Annotated in this window: 28 protein-coding genes and 2 tRNA genes; 16 read left to right on the top strand and 14 right to left on the bottom strand. The window is 44.1% G+C overall.

All coding sequences use genetic code 11. The features are described 5' to 3' along the window. Positions 1-10: 10 nt before the first annotated feature. Entirely contained in the window at positions 11-493 is a 483-nt protein-coding gene (locus tag R7D93_RS08980) for a MarR family winged helix-turn-helix transcriptional regulator (protein ID WP_017633984.1), read from the bottom strand. A gap of 110 nt (positions 494-603) precedes the next feature. Here R7D93_RS08980 and R7D93_RS08975 point away from each other — a divergent pair, with 110 nt between their 5' ends. Continuing rightward, the gene (locus tag R7D93_RS08975) at positions 604-1,491 is read left to right on the top strand and encodes a DMT family transporter (RefSeq protein ID WP_042522534.1); all 888 of its coding nucleotides are present in this window, start codon (positions 604-606) and stop codon (positions 1,489-1,491) included. A 132-nt stretch (positions 1,492-1,623) separates the two neighbouring features. On the opposite strand, the gene R7D93_RS08970 is transcribed toward R7D93_RS08975, so the two are convergent. The 9 genes from R7D93_RS08970 to R7D93_RS08930 all read right to left on the bottom strand — a co-directional run bounded on the left by R7D93_RS08970 (position 1,624) and on the right by R7D93_RS08930 (position 12,370). Then, entirely contained in the window at positions 1,624-2,946 is a 1,323-nt protein-coding gene (locus R7D93_RS08970; RefSeq protein WP_170897117.1) for an EAL domain-containing protein, read from the bottom strand. Positions 2,947-3,465: 519 nt separating this feature from the next. After that, a complete protein-coding gene (gabT, locus tag R7D93_RS08965) occupies positions 3,466-4,737 on the bottom strand; it encodes a 4-aminobutyrate--2-oxoglutarate transaminase (protein WP_206957281.1) in 1,272 nt (423 codons plus the stop codon). 14 nt (positions 4,738-4,751) lie between these two features. Next, positions 4,752-6,179, bottom strand: a complete 1,428-nt coding sequence (locus R7D93_RS08960; protein ID WP_225495597.1) for an NAD-dependent succinate-semialdehyde dehydrogenase — start codon at positions 6,177-6,179, stop codon at positions 4,752-4,754. Between the two features lie 54 nt (positions 6,180-6,233). Further along, entirely contained in the window at positions 6,234-7,316 is a 1,083-nt protein-coding gene (aguA, locus tag R7D93_RS08955) for an agmatine deiminase (protein WP_225495595.1), read from the bottom strand. A 12-nt stretch (positions 7,317-7,328) separates the two neighbouring features. Continuing rightward, a complete protein-coding gene (gene aguB, locus R7D93_RS08950) occupies positions 7,329-8,195 on the bottom strand; it encodes an N-carbamoylputrescine amidase (protein WP_047100674.1) in 867 nt (288 codons plus the stop codon). A 17-nt stretch (positions 8,196-8,212) separates the two neighbouring features. Then, entirely contained in the window at positions 8,213-9,490 is a 1,278-nt protein-coding gene (locus R7D93_RS08945; RefSeq protein WP_005377810.1) for an NAD(P)/FAD-dependent oxidoreductase, read from the bottom strand. Between the two features lie 37 nt (positions 9,491-9,527). Continuing rightward, positions 9,528-11,012, bottom strand: coding sequence for an aldehyde dehydrogenase (locus R7D93_RS08940; RefSeq protein ID WP_170897120.1), 1,485 nt, complete (start codon positions 11,010-11,012; stop codon positions 9,528-9,530). 35 nt (positions 11,013-11,047) lie between these two features. After that, the gene (puuR, locus tag R7D93_RS08935; protein WP_005377813.1) at positions 11,048-11,605 is read right to left on the bottom strand and encodes an HTH-type transcriptional regulator PuuR; all 558 of its coding nucleotides are present in this window, start codon (positions 11,603-11,605) and stop codon (positions 11,048-11,050) included. A gap of 18 nt (positions 11,606-11,623) precedes the next feature. Beyond that, positions 11,624-12,370: a gamma-glutamyl-gamma-aminobutyrate hydrolase family protein gene (locus R7D93_RS08930; RefSeq protein ID WP_005377814.1), complete on the bottom strand. Its 747-nt coding sequence runs from the start codon at positions 12,368-12,370 to the stop codon at positions 11,624-11,626. A gap of 340 nt (positions 12,371-12,710) precedes the next feature. Between R7D93_RS08930 and R7D93_RS08925 the strand changes: the two genes are divergently transcribed. The 15 genes from R7D93_RS08925 to R7D93_RS08855 all read left to right on the top strand — a co-directional run bounded on the left by R7D93_RS08925 (position 12,711) and on the right by R7D93_RS08855 (position 23,784). Beyond that, positions 12,711-14,054, top strand: a complete 1,344-nt coding sequence (locus R7D93_RS08925) for a glutamine synthetase family protein (RefSeq protein ID WP_017820915.1) — start codon at positions 12,711-12,713, stop codon at positions 14,052-14,054. An 18-nt stretch (positions 14,055-14,072) separates the two neighbouring features. Then, positions 14,073-15,548, top strand: coding sequence for a Na+/H+ antiporter NhaC family protein (locus R7D93_RS08920; protein ID WP_005377816.1), 1,476 nt, complete (start codon positions 14,073-14,075; stop codon positions 15,546-15,548). Positions 15,549-15,797: 249 nt separating this feature from the next. Then, positions 15,798-16,481 carry a DUF4336 domain-containing protein gene (locus tag R7D93_RS08915; protein ID WP_205390837.1) on the top strand — a complete coding sequence of 228 codons (684 nt, stop codon included), beginning with the start codon at positions 15,798-15,800 and terminating at the stop codon, positions 16,479-16,481. 417 nt (positions 16,482-16,898) lie between these two features. Then, entirely contained in the window at positions 16,899-17,366 is a 468-nt protein-coding gene (locus R7D93_RS08910; protein WP_005385757.1) for an Sbal_3080 family lipoprotein, read from the top strand. A 64-nt stretch (positions 17,367-17,430) separates the two neighbouring features. Further along, entirely contained in the window at positions 17,431-17,763 is a 333-nt protein-coding gene (locus R7D93_RS08905; RefSeq protein WP_005377819.1) for a YnfA family protein, read from the top strand. 141 nt (positions 17,764-17,904) lie between these two features. After that, positions 17,905-18,309: a DUF1801 domain-containing protein gene (locus R7D93_RS08900; protein WP_017633973.1), complete on the top strand. Its 405-nt coding sequence runs from the start codon at positions 17,905-17,907 to the stop codon at positions 18,307-18,309. Between the two features lie 153 nt (positions 18,310-18,462). Next, positions 18,463-18,843 (top strand): hypothetical protein, encoded by a 381-nt coding sequence (locus R7D93_RS08895; protein WP_136976937.1) that lies wholly within the window; start codon positions 18,463-18,465, stop codon positions 18,841-18,843. A gap of 150 nt (positions 18,844-18,993) precedes the next feature. Beyond that, entirely contained in the window at positions 18,994-19,494 is a 501-nt protein-coding gene (locus R7D93_RS08890; protein WP_017633971.1) for a GNAT family N-acetyltransferase, read from the top strand. 98 nt (positions 19,495-19,592) lie between these two features. Next, complete coding sequence (locus R7D93_RS08885) at positions 19,593-19,844, top strand: TIGR03643 family protein (RefSeq protein ID WP_005377824.1); 252 nt, start codon at positions 19,593-19,595, stop codon at positions 19,842-19,844. Between the two features lie 404 nt (positions 19,845-20,248). After that, complete coding sequence (locus R7D93_RS08880) at positions 20,249-20,638, top strand: lysozyme inhibitor LprI family protein (protein ID WP_054865629.1); 390 nt, start codon at positions 20,249-20,251, stop codon at positions 20,636-20,638. 163 nt (positions 20,639-20,801) lie between these two features. Beyond that, positions 20,802-21,251, top strand: coding sequence for a nuclear transport factor 2 family protein (locus R7D93_RS08875; RefSeq protein WP_005377826.1), 450 nt, complete (start codon positions 20,802-20,804; stop codon positions 21,249-21,251). Between the two features lie 192 nt (positions 21,252-21,443). Then, complete coding sequence (locus R7D93_RS08870; protein ID WP_021033853.1) at positions 21,444-22,016, top strand: hypothetical protein; 573 nt, start codon at positions 21,444-21,446, stop codon at positions 22,014-22,016. A 205-nt stretch (positions 22,017-22,221) separates the two neighbouring features. Beyond that, positions 22,222-22,620, top strand: a complete 399-nt coding sequence (locus R7D93_RS08865; RefSeq protein ID WP_017820909.1) for a VOC family protein — start codon at positions 22,222-22,224, stop codon at positions 22,618-22,620. 165 nt (positions 22,621-22,785) lie between these two features. After that, positions 22,786-23,424, top strand: a complete 639-nt coding sequence (locus tag R7D93_RS08860; protein WP_205390835.1) for a DJ-1/PfpI family protein — start codon at positions 22,786-22,788, stop codon at positions 23,422-23,424. A gap of 129 nt (positions 23,425-23,553) precedes the next feature. After that, the gene (locus tag R7D93_RS08855) at positions 23,554-23,784 is read left to right on the top strand and encodes a hypothetical protein (RefSeq protein WP_005377829.1); all 231 of its coding nucleotides are present in this window, start codon (positions 23,554-23,556) and stop codon (positions 23,782-23,784) included. A 258-nt stretch (positions 23,785-24,042) separates the two neighbouring features. Here R7D93_RS08855 and R7D93_RS08850 read toward each other — a convergent pair. The 4 genes from R7D93_RS08850 to R7D93_RS08835 all read right to left on the bottom strand — a co-directional run bounded on the left by R7D93_RS08850 (position 24,043) and on the right by R7D93_RS08835 (position 25,526). Further along, positions 24,043-24,119, bottom strand: a tRNA-Val gene (locus tag R7D93_RS08850). 33 nt (positions 24,120-24,152) lie between these two features. Next, positions 24,153-24,229, bottom strand: a tRNA-Val gene (locus R7D93_RS08845). 179 nt (positions 24,230-24,408) lie between these two features. Further along, positions 24,409-24,747 (bottom strand): hypothetical protein, encoded by a 339-nt coding sequence (locus R7D93_RS08840; RefSeq protein WP_205390834.1) that lies wholly within the window; start codon positions 24,745-24,747, stop codon positions 24,409-24,411. Between the two features lie 119 nt (positions 24,748-24,866). Beyond that, positions 24,867-25,526, bottom strand: coding sequence for a DUF2726 domain-containing protein (locus R7D93_RS08835; protein WP_005377831.1), 660 nt, complete (start codon positions 25,524-25,526; stop codon positions 24,867-24,869). Positions 25,527-25,701: the final 175 nt, after the last annotated feature.

Raw genomic sequence — 25,701 nt, 5'->3', positions numbered from 1 at the left:
TTCTGCGTTCTCACTCAAATTGTGGCAATAGCAATTTTAACGCCTGGTTAACCTGCTCTTTTTCATTGCCTTCTAAACCATGCAATAACGATTGCTGAACGTCTACATGCTCCAAAATTAGCTTGTCAATTAAGGTTAAGCCTTGCTCTGTTAGTTCAACGGTGACGCTACGTCGGTCTTCTTTACTATGGGTTCTGGTAATAAACCCTTTCTTCTCAAGTTTATCTAAGCGATTAGTCATCGCACCCGAAGTGAGCATCATCGACTCTATTAACGCTGAGGGAGTAAGACAATATGGTGAACCAGCTCGACGCAGTGTCGCTAACACATCAAATTCACCCATTTTCAGGTCGTACTTCTTATGTAGCTCGGCGACCCTAGATTCCATGTGTTTTGCAATTCGCATTAGTCGACCCATTATTGCCATCGGTTCAGTGTCGAGGTCTGGCTTCTCCCTAGCCCACTGCTCTACCACTCTATCAATTGCATCCATTATTTCTCTCCAAACATCATATATTTTTTATTTTAACATAAAGATACTTTACAAAAAGCCACCTTGCCGATATCGTTACATTTAATTATCTCTACATAAAGATATTTAACATGAACATTTTACTTGCGATGATTCCTGCCTTTTTTTGGGGGACGACTTACGCTGTTACTCAGTTTACTCTACCGGACTGGCCTCCCGTTTTACTTGGCGCTCTAAGGGCACTGCCTGCGGGTCTTTTGTTGCTGGCAATAAAGCCCTCGTTTCCAAAAAGAAGTGAGTGGAAGGTGCTGCTTGTTTTAGGAACCATCAACATCGCTTGCTTCTTTGGTCTCATTTTTGTCATGGCGTTGACGCTTCCTTCTGCCATCTCTGGTGTTGGTATGGTTTCGGTCCCCGTTTTTGCAATGCTGTTTGGTTGGGCGGTCTACAAACGTCAGCCTAGTGGCATTCAAGCAATAAGCGGCGCAACTTTGATTGCTTTAGCTTGGTTCTTATTTGATCCTAGCTCTATTTCTCTCGAACCCGTGGGCTTACTTGCGATGATCTCCGCCATTATGTGCATCGTGATAGGAAGTAGCGTAACAAAGTCACTAGGTACAAAAATGCACTGGTGGACAGTGCTAACATGGCAGCTCATTTTGGGTGGCGTGATTATGTCTATCGCAACAAGTGTGCTGGCGATAAACAATCCAGAGCCATATGTTACGGTCGTACAGGACGTATCCATGACGAATATTCTAGGGTTACTGTGGGTAATTATTCTGAACACCGCATTAGGGTATGGCATGTATGTATGGTTATTGCAGCGGATGTCGGTCGTAGATTTTACCTTTGGTGGTATTGCAAACCCAGTCGCAGGCATTGTTTCGGGCCTACTGCTATTGGGGGAAACGTTCACTCCTCTGCAATACAGCTTAATGCTAGGAATGATCGTAATGTCATTACTACCTCAGCTCATTACGTCGATCAAAGCGAAAAGAGCCGCACTCTCCTCCTAAGTAACGTTAATTCCTAACACTCTAGAAGTAATGAGAGTGTTAGGAATCCTCAAGTGTGACCCCATCAGCAGAAATCAGCGCTAACCTAGGCAACTGACACCTTTAAAACGGTACGTTTTGACGTTATGGCTGTTAAGCGCTTGCAAGGTTAGTCAGGGGCTCTGGTTTAGCGTAAACATAACCTTGAATAAGGTAAATCGCATGCTGAGCCAGGTATTCGACTTGAGCCTGGCTCTCTACACCTTCTGCAATCATCTCACATTCCGCTTTGTTCGCTGCAGACACAATTGAGTCCAGCACTTTCAGCTTTTGGTCGTCAGATCCTATTGGATCAATGAACATCTTATCCACTTTTACACACCGGATGCCCAAATCTTGTAGGTAAGAAAAGCCACCATATCCGGTACCAAAATCGTCAATTTTGAACTTGTAGCCTTTATTCGTTAAATACAAAATCTCTTTTTTCGCGGCCTCAGTGTCTTTTACTGGTATTCTCTCGGTCAATTCAAAATGAATTCTATTCGAGATTGGCCAATTTAACTCCGACAGCAACTTCGTTAATACACCTGACTCTAAATGGGAGGAAACAATATTGATACTGACCCACGTATGCTCGGGTAAGTCACTTAAGTCTTGTATGATTTTACGAATAAGCTGATTCGTCATCGGAATAATCAGGCCACTTTCTTCTGCAGCACCAATAAACATATTTGGTGGCACCATTCCATCACGTCGCGACCATCGAATCAGAGCTTCATATCCTACTGTCTTACCATCGCGACTATCGACAATCGCCTGGTAGTAAGGAATAAATTCTGCATTACTAATCCCATTTTCAATTAGACCTGTAATGGATTTTCTCAAGCTTTTACCAGATATGTATGCAAAGGCAGTCACAAGACCTGCAAGCACACTTACAAGACCGCCCCACAAAAGTACTCTTTCCTGAGCATAATTTTTAAGTTTTTCACCGCTGTATATCTTGATGAGCATGTTGGCTTGAGACTCTCCTGAAAAGAAAAACTCTTTTGAGAGTGCGTTTTCTTCTCCTGCAATATTCGCTTTGCCACGGCTTATCGTTAAATCACCAAATATTGGTTCATCATACTTAAACTCTACAAATAGGCAGTCTTTGCAAGGCGTTTTTATTACCTCGTTAACCCAACTGTTATCAAGTACCCAGAAGACTTCAACGTGTTCATTATCATAAATGACCATCCACTCTATTTGGTCATTCTGTTGCGGCAAAATAAGTGATGCGAAAAAGTTTTCATCCATCTGAAATCGTTCACTACTAGATGGGCGAGACACTTCACTACCAACCGTGGAACACGTTTTTCCGCCTTCTGTGGTCATCGCAATAAAACGAATGTAACGGTTATAAAAACGTGGGTCGCGTAAAGTTCTTACATCACTATCACTACAAGTAAAATCTAACTGAGCAATCTGCTTCACTATTGCTCCGTCCAAATAGGCAGACCTTTGATTTAAATAATCTACGTAAGCATCTATTTTCGACGCTTTTACCGAGTTGACGTAAAAGTTGGTTATCGAATGAAAGGCCACTACAAATATGGCGATGGGAACTAAGCCGAGTAAAATGGCATACTTTGTATTCTTTGTTATCAAAGTTCGTCCTGCTAATCTGTCAAGCAACCTAAGTGGGATATGAATACTATCTCATTTTTATAGTCCAAAAAGTGAGGAATGACGCTCAATAAAATTATAGACTCAAGTGGCTTTCAGATGTCGGGATTTAGAATGTGAGCACCAAACCACATTCGAGGAGAACAAAGTAGCGACTAAGTGAAAAGTAAGAACGAGCCCAACTGTTAAGTCATCCGTAATAAAAGTGACAACTTGGATCTTGAGCAATACTTTTTAGATAGGCAGCAGATACGCTAAAAAACAAAAAGGAAACGATTGATGCCAACCGCTTCCTTTATTTGTTATTGCTATTTAAAAGTGCGTGAATTACGCCACTTCAAGAATCACTTTTTCCAACTTATCTAGGCCTTCATTTAGCACGTCAGATTCGATGGTCAGTGGAGGTAACAGACGAATCACGTTCGCTTTTACCCCACAAGAAAGCAGGATAAGACCATTTTCTTGCGCTTTAGAAATCACCGATTTGGTCATCTCTTGTAGCGGCTTACCTGATTCTGGGTCAGTAAATTCAATCGCCATCATCGCACCCGTAGTACGGATTTCACCAATAGCAGGCACAGATTGTTGCAGTTTGGTCATACGTGCATTGACCACTTCACCGATGCCCATCGCTTTAGCACACAAATCTTCTTCTTCGATGATTTTCAGCACTTCAAGACCAGCAACACAACCGAGTGGCGAGCCTGCATAAGTACCACCTAAACCACCAGGCAGTGCGGAGTCCATTACATCCGCTTTACCAACAACAGCTGAGATTGGGAAACCACCAGCAATGCCTTTCGCCATTGTCATTAGATCGGGTTCAATGCCTAGGTACTCCGTCGCAAACATTTTACCGGTACGGGCAAAACCCGTTTGGATCTCATCCGCAATCAGCATGATACCGTGCTTGTCACACAGTTGACGCAAGCCTTGTGCAAACGCTTCAGGTGCTTTGTAGAAGCCGCCCTCACCTTGTACTGGCTCGAAGATGATCGCCGCAACACGTGATGGTTCAATATCACAAGCAAATAGATCGTCGATCGCTTGTAAACTTTGCTCAACGCTGATGCCGTGAAACGCATTTGGGTACGGCGCGTGGTAGATTTCGTTCGGGAAAGGACCAAAGCCCGCTTTGTACGGCGCAACTTTACCAGTTAACCCCATAGTCATGTTTGTGCGACCATGAAAGCCGCCTTTAAACGCTATCACGCCGCTACGGCCTGTATGAGCGCGTGCCACTTTTACGGCATTTTCGACCGCCTCGGCGCCAGTAGTAAGAAAGATCGCTTTCTTCTTAGTCTCACCTGGTGCAAGTTCTGTCAGCTTTTCAGCCAGCTCAACGAATGACGCGTACGGCGTAACCATCGCGCAGGTGTGCGAAAAGTTATCCAACTGAGCTTTTACCGCTTCGCTAATGCGCTTGTGAGAATGCCCGGTGTTAGTCACCGCGATACCCGCTGCAAAGTCGATGTATTTGTTGCCTTCGATATCCCATACGTAAGCGTTTTCTGCTTTCTCGACGTAAAGTGGGTACAGTGCGCCCATGCCTTGAGCGATAACTTGGCTTCTTCTTTCGTGTAGTTGTTGGTTTGTCATTGTTTTGTCCTTAATTAGTTGCCGCCAAAGCAGAGATATTTCACGTCCATGTATTCATCGATACCTTGTTTTGCTCCTTCACGTCCGATACCGGACTGCTTAACACCACCGAAAGGAGCCACTTCAGTAGAGATCATACCTTCGTTAATGCCGACCATGCCGTATTCGAGCGCTTCTGCGATTTTCCAAACACGGTGAATGTTTTGGCTGTAGAAGTACGACGCGAGACCGTAGATGGTGTCGTTCGCCATTTCGATCAGCTGTTCGTCGCTGTCAAAACGAATCACTGGCGCGACAGGGCCAAAGATTTCCTCGGAAACAATCTTCATGTCGTGAGTAACGTCTTTGAGAACCACTGGCTGCATAAATAGACCATCGAGCTTTTTAAGTTCTGAAACCGGCTTCGCGCCTTGCTCGATAGCACCATCGATCAACGCTTGAATGCCTTGCTTCGCTGACTCGCTGATCACTGGACCAATGTTGACCCCCTCTTCCAATCCGTTACCAACTTTGAGCTGCTGAACCGCAGCGTCAAACTTAGCAACGAATTCGTCATACACTTTGCTGTGTACATAGAAACGGTTCGCACAAACACACGTTTGGCCTGCGTTACGGAACTTCGACGCCATCGCACCCGCCACGGCTGCATCAATGTCGGCATCATCGAATACGATAAACGGCGCGTTGCCACCGAGCTCCATTGAGGTACGTTTAATGTCCGCCGCGCTTTGCTGCATCAGCACACTACCAACTTGGGTAGAGCCAGTGAAAGACAACTTACGAATCAACGGATGCGAAGTGAAAATAGCGCCTACCTGACGTGAATTTTCACCCAGAACCACTTGCAGCACATCGCGAGGGATACCCGCTTGATAGGCAAGCTCTGCGACCGCAAACGCAGACAGCGGCGTAGATTCAGATGGTTTTACGACAAAGCTACAACCGGCCGCTAAAGCTGGCCCTGCTTTGCGCGTGATCATCGCAATTGGGAAGTTCCACGGTGTAATCGCACAGGCGACACCAATTGGCTGTTTGATGGTCACCAAACGCTTGTTTGCACTTGGGGCAGGAATCGTCTCACCGTAGGTACGTTTCGCTTCTTCAGCAAACCATTCGATAAAGCTCGCACCGTAAAGCACTTCACCTTGAGCTTCCGCTAGCGGCTTACCTTGCTCTAACGTCATCAAACGGCCAAGGTCGGCTTTGTTTTCTAACAGGAGTTGGAACCAACGATTGAGCATGCCAGCACGCATTTTTGCTGGCAGTGCCGCCCACTCTTTCTGCGCCACACTGGCACGTTCAATGCCATTTAAAATGTCGTTTTCGGTTGAGACTGGTGCGTACCCGAGGAGTTCTCCGGTCGCCGGATTAGTCACTGCAATGCCCTGTTGTGGATTCGCTACCATAAACGAAACAAGGGTTTGGTTTTGTATCTGTTGCATGGTCATTCCTTTTGACAACTCATCATCGCCGCTAAGCTAGCGGCGAGTTTATGTTTAAGCAGGGATCTGCTGCGTAATACAGTGAATGTTCCCTCCGCCGAGTAGAACCTCTCTCGACGGTATCGCGATGATTTGGTATTCCGGCATCGCGTTTTGCAAAATATCGATCGCCATAGCGTCGGTCTCTTCGTCCAGCATCGGCAAGAACACATGCTCGTTGACGATAAGAAAGTTGGCATAAGAGGCACTTAGGCGTTCGCCAGCTTGTCGACTCATTCCTGAACTGGCGTCAATGCCATTGGCTTCGCGCTCGCTGTAATGCAACGGACCCGGTAATGGCAAACGGACAATTTCAATCTCGCGCCCTCTCGCATCGTGCTGAGATTTCAGTACTTGTTCCGCTTGACGAGATAACGCGTATTGCGGATCGCTTGGGTCATCGGTCCAACTTAGTACCACTTTACCCGGTGCGATAACGTGCATCAGGTTGTCGATATGGCCGTCTGTTTCGTCATTGAATAAACCATTTGGCAACCAAATGACTTTTTCGATACCGAGGTAGGCCTTTAACTGCTCTTCGATTTGCGCTTTGCTCAACTGCGGATTACGTCCTGGGCTGAGTAAGCACTCTTCTGTGGTGTAAAGCGTGCCATCACCATCGGTGTGAATCGCCCCACCTTCAAGTACAAACGGAGCACGGTAATAATCAATACCGATGATGTCGCACACCGAGCCAGCTACAAGGTCGTCCTGCTGCCAGTTGTCGTAAAGGCCGTTGTATTCGCCGCCCCACGCGTTGAATTGCCAACTAATCCCACGGCGCTCGCCCGCTTGGTTAACAAGCACGGTCGGCCCGATGTCTCGCATCCACGCATCGTTAAATGGGATTTCCACCAAACGTACATCTGAGTGAAGCATTTGACGCGCTCGGTCAAAGTTGTGCGAGCATACCGCCACGCACACCTTGGTCACATCCGCGATTAAGTTCGCGATTCTGGCAAAGGTTTCTTGCGCGGGTAATGCGTCATCACGCCAGTTGTCTTTCCTTTCTGGCCACGCTAGCCAAACTTCACTAACCGGCTGAAACTCAGCCGGAAAATAGAAGCCATCTTGCGCTGGTGTTGTCGATAACTTCATTTTAACGCCTCTTTAAACGGCTAGTTTGCCAACGCTGGTGTAAAGGTCTGGACGACGGTCGCGGAACAAGCCCCACGCGTGACGCGCTTTCGCTGTCGTAGCTAGGTCGATTTCTGCGTAAATGATGGTTTCACCTTGACGCGGTGCTTCGGCAATTTTTGCACCAGTGTGGTCAGTGATAAAAGAAGAGCCGTAGAACGTCGTCTCGATACCATCATCGACTTCAGTGCCCACTCGGTTTGACGCAATCACTGGAACGAGGTTTGCTGCCGAGTGACCTTGCATTGTACGTTGCCAGTGGTCACGTGAATCCAGTGTCGGATCTTGAGGCTCAGAACCGATTGCAGTTGGGTAAAAAATCGCTTCCGCGCCGTGCAGAGCCAAGCTGCGTGCAAGCTCTGGAAACCATTGGTCCCAGCAAATGCCAGCACCGAACTTACCGAACTTGGTTTGCCACACTTTGAAACCGGTATCGCCAGGGCTAAAGTAGTACTTCTCGCTGTAGCCCGGGCCGTCAGGAATGTGTGACTTGCGGTAGTTATCTAGTACCGTGCCATCGGCATCTATCATTACTAGCGAGTTAAAAAACGTATTGCCCGCTTTTTCAAAGTAGCTGACAGGAATCACCACGCCGAGCTCTTTAGCCAACGCACTCATCTCTTTAATAAGACGACAATTCTCCGTTTCTTCTGCAAGCTCGAAATACTTCGCTTCTTGTTTTTTGCAGAAGTAAGGCGCAGCGAACAGCTCTTGCGGAAGAATCACGTTCGCACCGTTTTGTGCTGCTTCACGAATCGCCTTTTTTGCTTTGGCTAGGTTATCTTCCAGATCCCAGCTTTTCGTCAGTTGAAGGGCTGCAAATTTCACCACTTTGCTCATTGGATATTCCTTATCTCTTAAATCGCCAGTTTGTCACGTAGGTTGTAGTAAGCCGCGCCCATTGCCGTAAACGGAATTTGGAAGTGGCGGCCACCCGGGAAGGAGTAATGTTTCAGTGCAGCAAACGCGTCGAAACGTTCAGCGTGTCCGGTCAGAGCTTCGGCCAGCAACTTACCTGCTAGGTGAGTACACGTTACACCGTGACCGCTGTAGCCTTGTAGGTAGTAAATGTTGTCTGCAAACGAGCCAAATTGCGGCATGCGTGAGTAAGTCAGCAAGAAGTTACCTGTCCAAGTGTAATCAATCTTGATGCCTTTCAATTGTGGGAAGACTTTCTCCATCTTCGGACGAATCAATGCTTCAATGTTTTCTGGGTCACGTGCGCCGTAAACCACGCCACCTCCGAACAACAAACGCTTGTCGGCGGTTAAGCGGAAGTAATCAAGCAAGTAGTTACAGTCTTCAACGCAGTAGTCACTGGTCAGCACTTGTTTTAGCTGCTCATCACTCAAAGGCTGAGTCGCCACCACTTGTGTGCCACACGGAATCGCTTTGTTGCTGATGTTAGGTGCCAAACCACCAAGGTAGGCGTTACCTGCCAGTACCACGTACTTGCTCTTCACGCTGCCTTTCGCCGTTTTCACTACTGGGTTAATCCCTTTGTCAATCGACACGACCGCCGACTGCTCAAAGATTTGACCACCTAGAGACGTAAACGCAGCGGCTTCACCTAATGCCAGTTTTAGCGGATGAATGTGACCACCGCGCATATCCAGCAAACCGCCAGTGTACACTTTCGTACCTACCGCTTGTTCTACCTCTCCTGCGTCAAGCAGAGTCAGTTGGTCGTTGCCGTAACGCTCCCAGTTCTTCTTATGTTCTTCTAGCCCTTTGAGTTGTTTACTGTTCAGTGCCGTGAACAAGCCGCCTTGCTTGTAATCACAGTTGATGTCGTATTTGTCGATCAGACCACGGATGATATCGCCGCCTTCAAAAATCATATCGCACAGAGCTTTGGCTTGGTTTTGGTCGTAACGGCTTTCAATCACGTCAACATCTCGGCTGTAGCTGTTAACGATTTGACCACCGTTACGACCAGTTGCTCCAAAGCCCACTTTTGCGCTTTCTAGCACAACGACTTTAAAACCTTTTTCTGCAAGGTGTAGTGCAGAAGAAAGACCAGAAAATCCCGCACCGACTACACACACATCGCACTCGATGTCGTTTTGCAACTGTGGGTATTCCGGCATGTTTGGCACAGAGTGCGCGTAGAACGAATCCGTATGCTTGTTCATAGAACTATTCCTTTATTTATCGTAATCGTCAGCAGGCTTAAGGATGGAGGCGAATCCAAGTGGTTTTGGTTTCGGTGAATTTTTCAATCGCGTGGAGAGACTTGTCTCGACCATTTCCGCTCATTTTGAATCCGCCAAATGGGACCGTCATATCACCTTCGTTGTAGTTGTTGACCCAAACCGAGCCGGCTTGCAGTCGTTTTGCTACGCGATGAACGCGGTTGATATTGCTGCTCCAAAGTGCAGCACCTAAGCCGTACTTCGAATCGTTAGCGATCTCAATTGCTTGCGCTTCGTCTTTGAATGGAATGACACACAGCACCGGACCAAAAATTTCCTCCTGAGCGACACGCATCTTGTTGTCGACGTTGTCTAAAATGGTTGGGGAAACAAATGCACCTTGCCCATCGACATCGCCGCCACAACGTACGTTTGCACCTTCTGATTCACCTAACGAGATGTATTCCAACACTTTTGATTTATGATCTTGATCGATAAGCGCTCCCATGGATGAACTTGGGTCCATTGGGTCTTTTGGCGTGAACGCTTTCGACGCTTGAATAACTTTTTCTAAGAACTGATCTTTGATGCTTTCGTGAACAAGCAGGCGGGTTGCCGCGACGCACACCTCACCTTGGTTGTAGAAACACCCTGCGGCGGTTTCTGCTGCTGCGCGGTCTAAATCATCACAATCTTCAAACACGATGTTCGCGTTCTTGCCGCCCGCTTCTGCAAACACGCGCTTTAGGTTGCTCTCACCCGATCTGACCATCAGTTGGCCTGCAATGCGCGTCGAGCCTGTGAAGGCGATGCAGTCTACGTCTTGGTGTTTCGCCAGCGCGTCGCCAGCTTCATGACCAAAACCCGTAATGACTTGGAAAACGCCTGTTGGTAAGCCCGCTCGAGAAGCAAGTTGACCTAGAAATATCGCGGTGAGAGAAGATTTTTCTGACGGTTTTAGAATCACGCTGTTACCAGCGGCTAAAGCAGGACCAAGCTTCCAGCACGCAAGCCAAAGGGGGAAGTTCCACGGTACAACCGCAGCAACCACACCAATTGGTTGATGAGAAATAAAAGCGTGTACATCTTTTTCGGTTGGGGCAACTTCGCCGTATACTTTGTCGATTGCTTCTGCGTACCAGCGTAATGCACTCGCCGCGCCAGGAATATCGGTAGAGAAGCTGTGAGAGATAGGCTTACCGGTATCAAGCGTTTCTAGCAGAGCCAATTCTTCTTGGTGTTGATCAATCAAGTCAGCAAACTGTTTAAGCACTGCTTTGCGATGAGCTGGGCTGCTCTCGCTCCACTGACCGGATTGAAATGCTTGGCGAGCGTATGAAACCGCGAGATCAACATCTTCATTTTGGCAACGGGCGATTTCGGTGAATATCTCATCTGTTGCTGGGTTAACTACCGGGATGGTTTGCCCTGTTAAAGCGGCACTGTATTCACCGTTAATGTACGCCCTGTTTTCGATGTTTAGATTGTTTTTTAGTTCAATCCATTGCTCTTGGGTTTTCATACGCTCTCCTTGTGATCACACAAGGCAAGCCCCCACTAAAATGTGGTTGGCGTATGCGCACTTATCATTCGACAAGCCTTGTCTGTGTGATTTGTAAATCGATGGGGCTTCGTCGTATCAATAATGTACGACTCGCCCGCTGTTATGACATGAGATTGCCCTTTATATTCCAGAGTGATTTCACCCTCTAATACGGTGCCAATCTCTTCGCCTTCGTGTTTGATTTCTGCCGCACCAGTGGTTCCATAAGGTGCGTATTCCTCGATCAAGAATCCGATGACTTGATCTTTGTCGCCATTCGTTACCAGTTTCATGGACACCGTCTCGCTCCCGATTTCCACAAGATCTGACGGCTTGATGACTACTTTCACTTCATCGTTCGAAGGTTGTTCAAAAGTGAAAAACTCTGATAACGATAAAGAAAATACATTAACGATTTTTTGTAGTGAGCTGACCGACGGGCTCACTTTGCCATTTTCAATGGATGAGATTGCACTGTGGGTAATACCAGCGCGCTCGGCTAGTTCCCTTTGTGACAATCCATGTTTTTTTCGTAACTGAACAATATTTTTACCAATCTCTTGATTGTCCATTCATACAGCTCCAAACGTTTAACGAGAGGTAGCCATCATAAATTCATTGAACAAAATTTGAGAGAAATGATTGGTTTTTGCTTCCCATTCTGGGTGCCACTGCACGCCAACGAAAAATTTTTGATTAGGAAGACTAAATGCTTCTACCAAGCCATCCGGGGCTTTAGCTTCTACTTGTAATAGAGGAGCAAGCTGATCGACGCCTTGGTTGTGTAGTGTGTTCACTTCAAAGAAGGTGGTATTTTCCCAATGATTTTGCACCAGCCATTGTTCAAATAAGCTCTGCTTTTGAACTAGCACAGCGTGTGCTGGCGCGTATTTTTGTTCGAAATCTTCAACAGGCGCTTCACGATGGTCATTGAAGCCGGAGTCATGAACGGCTGGGTTTAACGAGCCACCGAGTGCGACATTCATCTCTTGAAAGCCGCGGCAAATACCAAGGCACGGAATGTTTTGGTCAACCGCATGACGAATTAACGTGAATGAGAGCTCATCACGAGCTTCATCTTTGTAGCTCTCTTCGTGCGTTGCATTGTATCGATGTGGCGCAACGTTAGAGTGGCTGCCAGGAAAAAGAAAACCATCACATATGTCTAGGATGGTGGTTACGTCATCGCCCGACATGTCGGGAGCCAACATAATCGGTAGTCCTCCAAAATCCTTTATGGCGCGAAGGTAAAAGTCGTTGACCGCTTGTATCTGATAGCCACCCAACTCTTTAGCGCAGCTAACCACACCAATGATGGGTTTGTGTGTATCTGCCATGATATGTCCATGTTCAATTTATTTAACACAAACCCTACAAACCATGTACAAAATTATCAACACAGATGACCATTATTATCGTCACAACGTGATCTGACGCACTTTTTAGGCTTCAAAACTGAATATTTATGCTCATTATATTGAACAAAACAAAACCAACTGTTACAAAATAGTTAACAGAAAGACATAAAAACCAGCCGTTAAACATCAAAAGCACAGTGTAAGTGCATGTTTAAATTAAAAATAACCTGAAAAACAAACAACTCGTTCAGAGTGCTGTAACTTATTTGTTAATTTGGTTATTTCTAATTTCTACTCGTCAGGCTATTTGGAGAAGAAAATGGAATCGTATCTACAGGAAGTACAAAATTTTAAACAAAAATGGCCCGATATTGAATTTATCGATCTCATCTTTACCGATATAAATGCCACCCCAAGAGGAAAACGCATCCCGATAGATGCTCTAGAAAAACTGAATAAAGGTGTTGCCCTCCCCCTTTCGACCATCACCCTAGATACCAAAGGTAACGTCGTTGAAACGGCCGGGTTGGGAGAAGATCTCGGAGAGCCAGATAATCTCTGCTATCCAATCAGCGGCACCTTAATGCCGACGGCAAAAGAACAAGTTGGTCAGCTACTGCTTAGTATGATGGATGAAACCGGGCAGCACCCTAACCCACTGTTCATCCGAAACATTCTCGCTTCTATATTGCAAACACTGCATGCTAAAGACCAATATCCTTGTGTCGCGCTCGAGCTGGAGTTCTATTTAATAGACAAAACCCGCGGCGAAAATGGCGAACCATTAACGGCAATTAACCCCACGAAAAAAACTCGAGAAAAAGATACCGAGGTTTACGACCTTGATGGACTAGATGACTACGCGGATTTCTTGGCCGACCTTAATCGAATTGCATTAGAACAAGGTTTAAACACTTCCGGAGCCCTATCTGAATCGGCACCAGGGCAGTTCGAAATCAACTTCAACCATTCTAAAGATGTACTTCGAGCATGTGATGAAATCATCATCGCAAAACGCTTGATTCGCCAAGTCGCTCATCAGCACGGATTTGACGCCACATTTATGGCGAAACCTTTTAGTGAGCAAGCGGGTAATGGCATGCACATTCACCTCAGCTTGGTTGATACAGATGGTAACAACCACTTTAGCCAGCCAGACGGTCAAGCGAGCGCCTTCTTCTATCAAACCATGGCAGCGATGCTGTCACAAACATCCGATGCCATGGCCCTAATCTGTCCTAACGTTAACTCTTACCGTCGCTTTGTTCCTGGCGCTTACGTCCCGACCAAAGCCGATTGGGGAGAAAACCACCGCGGTGTTGCGTTGCGTGTGCCTATCAGCGATAGCAAAAATCGCCGTATAGAGCATCGTATAGCAGGCGCTGACGTTAACCCATACATTCTCGCTGCAGTAGTACTTTCCGCAGTATTAGCGAGTGAAAGCTACACCAAAGATCAATGTCCACCGACTCTCAGTGATGATGCAATTGAGTTACCTCTGCGTATGTCAGAAGCTCTAGAGCGACTGGAGCACAGTGAGCTAGCTCAATACATCTCAAGAGATTTTATCGATTTGTATCTAGCTTGCAAACAGAGTGAACTCGCAGAATTTGAGCGAGCGATTACTCCATTGGAAATCGACTGGATGTTGCACTCGGCATAAACAAAGGAAATGAACTTTATGACTACGCAGACCAAGGCGCTGGATGCGCCTCTTAAAATCAACTCTCAACACATTATTGTTTCTTTAATCTCGGTTGCGACGTTTGTCTTTTTTACCACAATCGGTTTGAACCATGAGGAAGGCGAAGCCTACGGATGGATGAGTCTTTTACCAACGGCGTTGGTATTGGTCTTTGCGCTGACAACACACCGAACTGTGGAAGCCCTCTTTAGCGGCGCTATTGCCGGTGTTCTTCTGCTTAACCCAACTGAAGCGGTGGAACAGATTGTTGATATTTCCATGAGTGTAATGATGGATGAAACTATTGCCTGGATCATCCTAGTTTGTGGTTTGATGGGCGGCCTAATTGCTATTTTGGAGAAAGGCGGCAGTATCTTAAGCTTCTCCGACATGCTAGTCACGAAAGTAAAAAGCCGTAAGCAATCGATGCTGATGACCTTTGCTTTAGGTATTCTGATCTTTATCGACGATTATTTGAATGCGATTGCAATTTCTTCCTCAATGAAAAAAGTTACGGACGGCTACCAAATCTCGCGTGAAAAGCTCTCATATCTTGTGGATTCAACCGCCGCGCCTATCTGTATCCTCGTACCGATTTCCACTTGGGCAATTTTCTTCAGTTCGTTGCTAGAAGCAAACGGAGTAGCAGAAGCGGGAGATGGTATCAAAGCATACATTGAAGCTATTCCATACATGGCTTACGGCTGGGTAACGCTGGTGATTGTTTTGCTGGTTGCAATGGAAAAGATCCCAGATCTAGGTGCGATGAAAAAGGCAGAAAAGCGTGCGAAGAATGGTCAAGTTCGTCCAGACGGTGCAACAGATGTCGACTTTGGTCCCGATGTATCTGCACATACCAACCCAACCATGGGCCTTGTCAACTTCTTGTTACCAATGATCGTACTTGTTGCCGCAAGTTGGTATTTTGGTATCGATCTACTTGCTGGTGTTTTCGTCGCGTTAATCTTTACTATTAGCTTTTACGGCGCACAAAAACTGATCTCGATGAACGACATGTTCGAAGCTGTTTATGATGGCATTAAAGTTATGCTACTGCCGCTTGCGACCGTTATTGGTGGTTTCATGTTGAAATCGGTCAACGACTCATTGGGCGTCACGCAGTATGTCATTGAGACCGTCAGCCCTTACCTGTCAGCGTCTTACTTCCCTGCGATTATCTTTATGATTACGGGCGCGTTGGTATTTGCAACGGCATCGTCTTGGGGAACGTTTGCAGTAGCGATGCCAATTGTTCTACCTTTGGGCGAACAGCTTGGTGTGCCTCTACACTTAACCGTTGCAGCGCTGCTTTCAGCATCAGCGGCAGGGAGCCACTCTTGTTTCTTTAGTGACTCAACCGTGTTATCTGCACAAGGTTCAGGCTGTACAGCAATGCAACACGCAACCACACAGTTTCCTTATGCGTTGATTGGTATTGTTGCAACCGCGATTTTCTTCTTCATCATCGGTTAGCCCCTTTATCTAATTGCAAAACCCTGCTCAAAAATAGCGGGGTTTTGTTCTATCAAGTCAAATGATCCTCTTAAAACTACTTTACGCGCGTTCAGTATAAAAATACTCAAAGATGTACAGCTGCACTCAATAAGGGTTTGGTAAACCTAATATTTTTGGTTTACGCTTAGCGAAGCGTTTATTGTGCAACAAGGCAGCTTTTGAGTAACTTAAATGCCGCCTTAATACAGTGTTAACGGTTGGAGAGACATGAAAAAGTTAGCCCATGAGATATGGATATTTGACGGAGATCCCGTCCAATTCTTAGGACTCCCATACACCACTCGTATGACTATTGTTAGGCTTTCTGATGGTGGCCTTTGGATTCATAGTCCAATTAAGTTATCAAATTCGATTAGAGAGCAAATCAACAATCTAGGCCAAGTGAAATACTTAATCGCTCCTAATCATTTACACCACTTGTTCTTATCTGAATGGGTATCTGCCTATCCTAGCGCAGAAGTTTATGGCACAAATGAAGTCATTAAGAAGTGCCGTGATATACACTTTCACGCTTCACTTAACCAAGGCGGTAATACTTGGAACTCTGAGATTGAACAAGAACTATTTTCTGGCTCTCCATTAATGGAAGAGTGTGTGTTTTATCATCGACTTTCAAAGACCTTAATTGTTACTGACCTCGTCGAGAATTTTTCTGGCCAGAACTTTAACTACTGGCAGCGGTTTGTGGCTAAAGGGGCCGGTATTCTTGCTCCGAATGGAAAAATGCCTTTGGATTGGCGCCTAAGTTTTATGTTTAGCAAACAAGAGGCTCGAAAACACTTAAATAAATTGCTGTCTTGGAAACCTAATATATTGGTTATGGCTCACGGCGAAATCGTCCTTGATAATGCAGACGAGTTCTTACAGCGCTCTTTTAAGTGGCTAGTATGAGACAACATTGAAAACTCACACAACAGAATAGACAAGAAGCTATTTTAAAACATTAGGCCCTTTTAGCTTAGTCTTAGGGACGAATTTACAGCACTACACGTTATGTTTAACGATAAGCTCCCCTATTCCTCTTAATTGAGCATTATGCAGCAATTTAAAATTCCGTTAGAATTGCACTTCAAAAAACTTCAATGCGAAGAATTCTGGACATTGATACGGACATAAGTTCAAGAGTTAACATAACGCAATAGCAATCTCTTACTAATTATTTGCTTCGAGACATTGGCATACTCCCGAAACAAACCCTTCTACTCTAAAGGTTTTGTTAATAACAGTTGCCATGCTTGTTAGTTATTCTCGTTGAACTCAGTATCTTGAAGTTGTTTGAATATATAAATTTAAATAAAGAGACATAAGATGCACAAAAAACTCATCATTCTAAGCTTGCCTATTCTATTAGCTGCATGTGCGGCACCAAAGTATACTGTAGAAACAATCTCGAAAGAAAATCAGAGCAAGGAAATCACCATCGTAAAAGACAACGCCACGCGAGATGTTTTCTTAGATTCGATGCAAGACTGGTGTTTGGATACCGCCCATAAATGCACAGTCGTAAGCGATGGCACGCCTCCTGTTAGCTCTGAGCTGACACTTACTTACGTATCACGCTGGAGCTGGGATTTTAGAACATTTATCGCTGATGCTCAGATTAAAGCCTACAAAAATAACGAAAAAGTAGGACAAGTTGAATTTAAAGCACCAAACAGCGCGAATCCAGATAAATGGGGTAAAGACAACAAACGAATCATTTCGATGATGGATTTGTTATTCGGTAAACAAACCGTGAGTGAGGCTCAATCCAAGATTAAGCTGGGCGAAATGTAATGAGCCGAGCAATTGCCCATTTAACAAGCATCATATATTTGTAGAGAAAGATAGGAATGTTTAAGTGACTGAAGTCAAAACCATTGGGCTTTTCTTTATAACCGCCATTGCAGAAATATTAGGCTGCTACTTACCTTATCTCTGGTTAAAGGAAGATAAGTCAGTTTGGCTTTTGGTACCAGCAGCGCTATGCCTTGCTATGTTTGCTTGGCTTCTATCTTTACATCCTACCGCAACTGGCAGAGTTTATGCCGCTTACGGTGGTGTCTATATTTTTGTCGCAATTCTATGGTTGTGGTGTATCGACGGCGTTCGACCAACGCTCTGGGACATAGTGGGGGTTTCTGTCGCTATGCTTGGCATGTCAATCATCATGTTTTCACCCAGAGCATCCTAAACGTAACCGAGGGAAACCCTTACGCTTAGTATTTTGGCTATGTGCTAGATTTATTGATTAATAACATTATGACGTAATTGCTACATAGCCAAAGTATGCTTGGGCTTCACCCCAAAACAGCGCTATTTATAGGAGATACCAATGAACCATGCAGTGAAGGCAAGATTTGATGAGTATCCAAAACATGTGCGTATTCGGATAGAAGAGCTACGAAATATCGTCTTAACTATCGCTTCTGAATTAAAACTGGGGGAAGTTGAAGAATCTCTAAAATGGGGAGAGCCAAGCTACAGTGTGAAAACAGGTAGCCCGGTAAGGATGGATTGGAAACAGAAAACGCCTAGTCGTTATTATCTGTTCTTTAATTGCCAAACTAAGCTCGTCGACACATTCCGCGAACTGTATAGTGACTCACTTGAGTTTCAGGGTAATCGAGCAATAATTCTATCTTTATCAGCGCCTTTGCCAGAAGCTTCAATCAAGACCTGTTTAGAATTAGCATTAACCTATCAAAAGCGAAAGAACTTACCTCTTTTAGGTATGTAAAATCGCTTAATAAAACTATTTACGGCCGATTAACCATATTCAACTACTCTACCTTTGTATCCTTTTTAATGCTTCCGCAGTAAAGTTTTAGATTAAGTGGTCACGTTAATAGCGCCGTAACCAAACTAGTAATATCGAAATAAAGAAGAGTTTATGAAATCAAAAATCTTGTTCTTACTTATGCTTGGAGCTCATTTCAATGCTTTTTCAGCGACGAACTATCAAGTCAATGTCGTAGTAACAGAGCCTCAATCAACATTCATTTTTCCGACTTTTGAAATATCCTCTAAAGGAAAAAGCAAAACCAGTTTTGTCGACGGCTGCACGTACTTAGGAACCCTTTCAGAACCGAGCAAAAATAGCGTACAGCTTGAAGCTACCATGTCATGCAACCGAGATGGCGCTACGTCAAGGATGGAAATGCCGGTATTTGTAATCAACTCCGAGGGTCAAAGCGCGAGTTATGATCTTGTAGAAAACGGGATCGTGATGTGGAAATATTCTGTAGAAGTTAAGCCGTCACTTAAAAAGTGATATATCAGAAATACTAAAGTAACAATCAGCACTATTAACCGCCGTTTAAGTGTAATAGGTATATTCTTTACGACTTAATGACGTTACTTGTTGCCGCAAGTCTCCAACTCATGTACAAAACAACCCTAATTTTAATAGGAGCTAAGTGGCATGAATTTAATTGTACGTCAGGTAACTTTAGGTGATGCTGAAGGCATTACAAACGTCCTCAACCCCATCATTATTGAAGGTTTATACACTGTATTAGATACGCCTTTCACACCTGAAGAAGAAAAAGAGTTCATTACTCATTTCCCAGAACGGGGCGTGTTTACAGTCGCTTTATCCGAAAATAGCTCACAAGTCATTGGTTTCCAAAATATCGAGCCCTTTGCACAATATACAAAAGCTTTTGACCATGTTGGCATAATTGGTACGTTTGTTAGTGACGGTGCTCGTGGCCAAGGTGTGTCTAAACAGCTTTTCAAATCGACATTCGAAGTAGCCAAACAAAAGGGTTACGAAAAACTATTTGCGTACGTTCGCAGCGATAATGAGCGAGCGTTATCAGCCTATCTCAAACAAGGCTTCGAAATCGTAGGGACCGCGAAGAAGCATGCAAAAGTTCGTGGGAAATACGTAGACGAAGTCCTTATTGAGAAGTTTTTGTAGGTGTTAAGTCGCTAAACACTAAGCACGCATATAAGAACATTTGAACCAAGACTCAATTTCCGTCGTAGAAATCTCTTTTCTAAAATAGGTTATTTGAAATGAAACTGACCTCGGAAACTGAGTCAAGAATAATAGAAATGGCATGGGAAGACCGCACCCCATTTGAGGCTATCGAATTCCAATTTGGTTTGAATGAATCCGACGTGATTCAGTTTATGCGTAGCCGGCTCAAATCAAGTAGCTTTAAATTGTGGCGTAAAAGGGTTTCGGGGCGCAATACAAAACACAACAAGCTACGAAACTCAGACATCATTAGAGGTTATTGCCCAACTCAATATAAGCCGCGATAGCGAACTGCACTTGGCATAAATTTTTATTACGAATCGCAACATTTATCGCCCTACCTTTGAACCAACTTCATGATTGGAGGGGAATAGTCACCACTTAATTCAACCTAGGTGTTTCAGGGCGATAATAAATTCAATGGGAGTCATCTTAACGTCCTCAGTCGCCATCAAACTAATGATTCCACAGAAAAGATTGATACAAAACGCCCACTAAAAGTAACTCAGATTAAGGAGTCATTTAACCCGTGTATCAATCTCTTTTACCTTCTGTTTAGGCATTAGAATCACTAACCTTCTATTTTATCTTTGAAGGCACAGACAAAAAGCTGCATGATTAAAAAGGAAAAATAGCTGATAACGGTTTAACAAGCACTCGGAGCTTGGAGGCAATTTTGAACAAATTACTTATGATATTTGCGTTGGTTTCTTTACCTTGCTTGGCTTCTGCTGATGTTGAAGATCCCTGCAAAGTAAAAGGCGGTGGCGTTATGGCTGGTTATCAGTGTGTAGAAAAGAAGATGGAATCTGCAGATAAAGAGCTTAACGAAAGTTACAAGGAAGCAATCGCTAGAATAGGTGAGGAAGAAAAAGCACTAAGGGAAACATGGTCTCAGACCGAACTGGTAGAGCCATTTCGAAAGGCCCAAAGAGCTTGGCTAAAATACAGAGACGCCGAATGTGAATTTACGGGCCTGTCTTCCACACCCTCACCCTGGCAAGGTGTCCAGATTGAAGAGTGTAAGTTAAGAATGACGTTAGAACGCGTCGAGTACTTCAATGGAGTATACGTAGGCTAAACGGATTACATCTAACAAAGCACTTCAATAAGATTCGCAACTCTTGGCAATTTCAGTTTAAATGTACTCGGTGTTTAAGATGCAAACGTTCAGGTTGAGTGGTCGCTCCGCTTACTACTTAACCCTGCGTTGTGCGTAAAGCTAATATGGGTGTGAAATAATTATGGAAAAAGACGATTTAGTTGGGCTAGTAGTTAAGTATTTCGAGAAAATAGATGCCGGTGATCCTAGCTATCTGGATCTATTCTCAGAGGATGTTGATTTTTTCTTTCCTAAATTTGGGCAAGCGAAAGGAAAGAGTGCCTTAGTGGAGTTTGGCAATAGGATTGGTAGCTCGTTGATTAGTATCTGGCACGACATAGACGGCTTTCAAATAACGACTGCTGGAAACAAGGTCATTGTTGAAGGACAGGAAGGCGGCGTAATGAGTGATGGTACCTCTTGGCCGGACAACAAAGTTTCCACAGGGCGTTTTTGTAGTGTATTTGAGTTTGAAGGAAAAATGATAAGTCGTATGTTTGTGTACGTAGACCCTGACTTCCCGAGTCGAGATTTTGAGAGAATTTCCGTGCTGTCAGGCGAGAGCAACGTGCGACAAACTGTTCAAGCCTGAATACTACCGTTACCGCATAGCATCTTTGTTATGCGGTAGTATTCGTAGTTAAGGTGTGTTGAGGGCTTTGATATCGCTTTACTCACACCTTATCAGTGCGTTAGCCACATTCCCTTACTGATAGAAATGCTACTTTCTTCAATCGTCCTGTATTATGATAATGAAAAGGATTGCATTAATTTTAAGATTAAAATGAACCAAAAATTTTTTCTAAAACTACTCCCTGTCCCTTTTCTTCTAACCGGTTGCCAGTCTACGCAAAGCCAGCTACAGCCTATACCTGAAAACGTATTATCAAACCTATCGACTCAATGGGCAGTAGTAGAAGCCTGTTTTCATTCCGATGCTTATAGCTTAGAGCAATCGGTAAACTATCGAGAGGCCATTAACTATTCTTTTTCTACTTGGCTAGTCGATCAGTCCGATATCGATCAGTCTGTAAATGAAGCTCGTGTAGCGTTATCAGAATATCAGTCTCAGAATGATGGTTTAGGAACAACATGTAAGGATTGGCACCTACCCCTAGAATCTGGATTGCGAGAAGTTAACAATCATAAGAATCAAGTGGCGATAGACCAACAGCGAGCACATGAAATACATAAAGCAAACGCTTCTAAACCTGTAACGTATTCAACACCAGCATCTACTTCGACTAGTAATGTTGTTCACTGTTACAAATTGGAAGACGTTAGCTTGGATAAGAACATTCAAACCTTTAATGGAATGATATGCCCTATAGGCTGGCTTAAATATTATGGCTATTAATGTATTTGATTAATACAGTACTTAAGAATGAACTCTAAGTTTAATTTTTAGTTCAAGATTGGGTTTCTTGTTTACAATGTTATGTTTCCAGTTGGATTACCGTATTCGAATAGATTGACGAAGTTAATCAATATATGTGTATTGATGCTTACTTTTTATCGAGTTATCTTTGTTTGATAGCCATTAAAACGAGTAAGGAAACAAAGTGACTGTGTTAACAAAAGGCATACACCACGTAGGTTTAACCGTATCTAACCTAGAAGCAAGCGCGAAGTTTTTCACTGAACAATTAGGTTGGAGTGAAGTAAAAAGAAATCCAGACTACCCGGCAATATTTGTGAGTGATGGGCATATCATGCTTACACTATGGGCGGCTAAGGCTGATGCCGCCACTCCATTTGACAGAAAAACGAATATTGGTTTGCATCACTTAGCTTTACTGGTAGAGACTGAGAAGCAACTCGATGAGTTGCGTGATCAATTTATGGCGTCGGGAATCGAAATTGAGTTTGGTCCCGAGCTTGTTAAAACAGGACCCGCAAAACATTTAATGTGTTACGACCCAAGTGGTATTAGGGTTGAGTTTTTCTGGGCGGGCTCATAAAACAAACATAACAAAGTTTTATAATAGGGATTTGGCACACATGGCATTGTTAGTTTGCACCGCCTTTGGTGTTTAAGGTGCTCAGCAGAAGCTTGCGTATTGAATGCCCCTCCCCTCCTACTACACATTTTGCGACTTACGAGTAAGTCCAAAAGGATAAATGTTATGTATAAAATCGGCGTTGTTTTATTTGATGATTTCACGGATGTCGATTTCTTTCTTATGTATGACTTGCTGGGGCGCACAACCGACAGTTGGACAGTAAGTATACTTGGAACTAAATCTGAACATCATTCCCACCTCGGTATGAAAGTTAAAACAGACGGACACCTTTCTGAGGTGACGAATCAAGATGTCGTTCTTATTACAAGCGGCAAACAGGGTATTCCAGCCGCTTTAAAAGATGCTGAATTTATGTCAGCGTTGAATCTTGATCCAAATAGGCAGCTAATAGGTTCGATTTGTGCGGGATCATTCATCCTCCATGAACTCGGTTTACTAAAAGGCAAGCGATTAACAACAAACCCAGATGCAAAGGATGTTCTACAAAGTATGGGAGGAGATGTTCAGGATCTGCCTCTCGTGATAGACGGTAATGTAGCGACGGCCGGTGGCTGCCTTTCACTGATGTATCTAATTGGTTGGTTAACAGAGCGGCTATTTGACTCAAACAAACGAAAAGCTATACAAAATCAATTGATACCTGCTGGGCAATTAGAGCTGTTTGAAGAGCTTATTGCCACAACTATTCAATCAGCAGAGTTAGCAAGCTCGGATAACAAGGCGTTAAATAATCATTCATAACATGTGGTGTTTTACATTACGTTAGTTTTAGTGTTTAGGGTAAGTCACACATCAGTCTTGTGCGACTTACCCTTGAACATAACGCCACTTGGGGAAATTAACTTACAGGGAGTAAATCAATTGGTAAAAATGTACGGTTCTGAAGAGACAAGAGCGTTTTGCTGTAATTGTAAAGAAGTAACGCTACATCGGTACGAAAGCTTCTCTAAAGCGCAGGAAAAGACCGAGAAAAAAGCTAAAGGTTTCTTCTCTGGTCTATTTGCAGCAATAATTGGCTCATTAATGGAAGGCGAAGCGACTGGTGACTACAAATGTACAATATGCGGCACTAATCTTCACACGCCAGATAATTTAGATTAATAGTCATTGTCTCTAATGCCACGGCTAGTGGCACGCAACATGATTTATAGACGGCTCTAGTGGGTTTGAAGCGTATACACCTTATGCATTGCATTTAGGGTTTTGAGGTTGTGTTGCGGATCAAGTAGTGCGCTTTTATCTCTAACAAGGGGCTAAAGCAGAGCAAAAACAAGGGACAAGAAAAGAAGTAGTTTTACTTGAGTATCAATGAATTACAGACACAAAAAAGCCCACCAAAAGGTGGGCTTTTTTAAAATTTGGTGGGTCCGGGCGAACTCGAATCGCCGACCCCTACCATGTCAAGGTAGTACTCTAACCAACTGAGCTACGGACCCAAATTTTTATGTTCCTAACCATTCAATTCAGAATGGTGCGTCCGAGTGGACTCGAACCACCGACCCCCGCCATGTCAAGGCGATACTCTAACCAGCTGAGCTACGGACGCATTTCTCTGGAACGACGAGGATATTAGCTATAAGCGAACGGTGGTGCAAGCACAAATTTACCAACTTTGAACCGTTTGGCGAAAATGTAAACTCAACACGCGTTTTCAGATGATTTTATCAGCAAAGCTGAATCCTTCATGGATTAAAAGTGTGATCTATATAACTTTTATTATCTCACTTAATTGTCGTAAGGCACTTCACTGAGCATCCAAATCTGTAAGATTTGCGATACCTTAGGGCAAGTGCCGAACAAAATCTGATATTTAGGTTTAAATGGTTCGCCGATATAGGTTGTACGGATCAACTCTCCTGTTTTGACGTCTACTTGAGTGCTCACCCTGCCTTTGAAGTTTTGAAATATGACAAACTGCTCACTGTGGTAAACCATTTGCTCTCGGTAAAACAAGAAATGATCTTGGGGTGTCTCTGTCAATTCACACTCCAGTGGTTTCAAATTAGGTATCGCACTAGCATTCGATGCGATGAACAACGCCGATAAAATCCATCCGTATCGCATATGGCTGCCCTATTCTGCCCTCTTTTTCAAAGTATAGGCCCTGCCTTGATGACTGATACAAAAAAGGCTTTGATCATCTCTAATCAAAGCCCCTTGTTTCTGCTGGTTAATTGTCGTGTTTAGTCGTCCGCCTCAAACACAACGTTATAATTTTCGGTGTATGTACAATTCGGCTGACGGCTACAAGTAAAGAAACGTCTCCCTTTGAACTCACCTTGGCTTGCGGTTTTAATGATCATCGGACTGCCGCATTTTTTACAAAAACGCACTTCTTTATCGGGCTCAATCAAATCAATGTGTGCCGCAAGCAAACGACGTAATCGCCCAACTTGATAACTGTGCTTTATCGAGGCGCCAATTAAAGGCAGGTTGGCCGTCTTACAAACATGAATCAATAACTTTTGTCTTTCTATCTTACCCTTGTTTAGCTCCTGCCCATTATCCAATTCAACGATAACGCGCGGCTCTAGTGTCCTTGGGTCACAAATAACGTAATCAAAATAGCTTCGAGATATACGATTGTTCGCGACAAAAAACTGCTTCTTATTTTTGATTTCTTTTGGCGTAACCAAACTGGACATGTTTACTTTCGCGAATACTACGGCATGCTCCCCTACCGCCGCTCTTAACGCATTATAGAACGCACCCTCTTGACCTCTGAGCAGAGGGCCTTTCGAGCGATAAGGATAATCACGCGTGTCATCGTGCTTAATCACGTACTTTTGAATAACAAAGAAGAATAAAACCAGAAGAACAACAATGATAAAAATGTTGGTCATAAATAAAGTGCATCCAAAACAACTCGTTGCTCAAAGCGTAAATGGAAATGTTATGCAGAGCAACAAAACCTCGCAATTTTGAGGCGCCACGACGATAGCGAGAAACAGAAAATTTTGCTCACCAATAAAAACAAGCCAATCACACACTTGGATTGGCTCGTTTAAATTTTTTTAA

The sequence above is a fragment of the Vibrio sp. YT-15 genome (assembly GCF_033337445.1).
In the GTDB taxonomy this organism is placed as follows: Bacteria; Pseudomonadota; Gammaproteobacteria; order Enterobacterales; family Vibrionaceae; genus Vibrio; species Vibrio alginolyticus.
This window is presented reverse-complemented; position numbering and strand designations above follow the sequence as displayed.

Bases quoted from the DNA above. Each gene is read 5' to 3' on its own strand.
- R7D93_RS08980 (WP_017633984.1), bottom strand. From the start codon at position 493: ATGGATGCAATTGATAGAGTGGTAGAGCAGTGGGCTAGGGAGAAGCCA.
- R7D93_RS08975 (WP_042522534.1), top strand. From the start codon at position 604: ATGAACATTTTACTTGCGATGATTCCTGCCTTTTTTTGGGGGACGACT.
- gabT (WP_206957281.1), bottom strand. From the start codon at position 4,737: ATGACAAACCAACAACTACACGAAAGAAGAAGCCAAGTTATCGCTCAA.
- R7D93_RS08960 (WP_225495597.1), bottom strand. From the start codon at position 6,179: ATGCAACAGATACAAAACCAAACCCTTGTTTCGTTTATGGTAGCGAAT.
- aguA (WP_225495595.1), bottom strand. From the start codon at position 7,316: ATGAAGTTATCGACAACACCAGCGCAAGATGGCTTCTATTTTCCGGCT.
- aguB (WP_047100674.1), bottom strand. From the start codon at position 8,195: ATGAGCAAAGTGGTGAAATTTGCAGCCCTTCAACTGACGAAAAGCTGG.
- R7D93_RS08945 (WP_005377810.1), bottom strand. From the start codon at position 9,490: ATGAACAAGCATACGGATTCGTTCTACGCGCACTCTGTGCCAAACATG.
- R7D93_RS08940 (WP_170897120.1), bottom strand. From the start codon at position 11,012: ATGAAAACCCAAGAGCAATGGATTGAACTAAAAAACAATCTAAACATC.
- puuR (WP_005377813.1), bottom strand. From the start codon at position 11,605: ATGGACAATCAAGAGATTGGTAAAAATATTGTTCAGTTACGAAAAAAA.
- R7D93_RS08930 (WP_005377814.1), bottom strand. From the start codon at position 12,370: ATGGCAGATACACACAAACCCATCATTGGTGTGGTTAGCTGCGCTAAA.
- R7D93_RS08925 (WP_017820915.1), top strand. From the start codon at position 12,711: ATGGAATCGTATCTACAGGAAGTACAAAATTTTAAACAAAAATGGCCC.
- R7D93_RS08920 (WP_005377816.1), top strand. From the start codon at position 14,073: ATGACTACGCAGACCAAGGCGCTGGATGCGCCTCTTAAAATCAACTCT.
- R7D93_RS08915 (WP_205390837.1), top strand. From the start codon at position 15,798: ATGAAAAAGTTAGCCCATGAGATATGGATATTTGACGGAGATCCCGTC.
- R7D93_RS08910 (WP_005385757.1), top strand. From the start codon at position 16,899: ATGCACAAAAAACTCATCATTCTAAGCTTGCCTATTCTATTAGCTGCA.
- R7D93_RS08900 (WP_017633973.1), top strand. From the start codon at position 17,905: ATGAACCATGCAGTGAAGGCAAGATTTGATGAGTATCCAAAACATGTG.
- R7D93_RS08895 (WP_136976937.1), top strand. From the start codon at position 18,463: ATGAAATCAAAAATCTTGTTCTTACTTATGCTTGGAGCTCATTTCAAT.
- R7D93_RS08890 (WP_017633971.1), top strand. From the start codon at position 18,994: ATGAATTTAATTGTACGTCAGGTAACTTTAGGTGATGCTGAAGGCATT.
- R7D93_RS08885 (WP_005377824.1), top strand. From the start codon at position 19,593: ATGAAACTGACCTCGGAAACTGAGTCAAGAATAATAGAAATGGCATGG.
- R7D93_RS08880 (WP_054865629.1), top strand. From the start codon at position 20,249: ATGATATTTGCGTTGGTTTCTTTACCTTGCTTGGCTTCTGCTGATGTT.
- R7D93_RS08875 (WP_005377826.1), top strand. From the start codon at position 20,802: ATGGAAAAAGACGATTTAGTTGGGCTAGTAGTTAAGTATTTCGAGAAA.
- R7D93_RS08870 (WP_021033853.1), top strand. From the start codon at position 21,444: ATGAACCAAAAATTTTTTCTAAAACTACTCCCTGTCCCTTTTCTTCTA.
- R7D93_RS08860 (WP_205390835.1), top strand. From the start codon at position 22,786: ATGTATAAAATCGGCGTTGTTTTATTTGATGATTTCACGGATGTCGAT.
- R7D93_RS08855 (WP_005377829.1), top strand. From the start codon at position 23,554: ATGTACGGTTCTGAAGAGACAAGAGCGTTTTGCTGTAATTGTAAAGAA.
- R7D93_RS08840 (WP_205390834.1), bottom strand. From the start codon at position 24,747: ATGCGATACGGATGGATTTTATCGGCGTTGTTCATCGCATCGAATGCT.
- R7D93_RS08835 (WP_005377831.1), bottom strand. From the start codon at position 25,526: ATGACCAACATTTTTATCATTGTTGTTCTTCTGGTTTTATTCTTCTTT.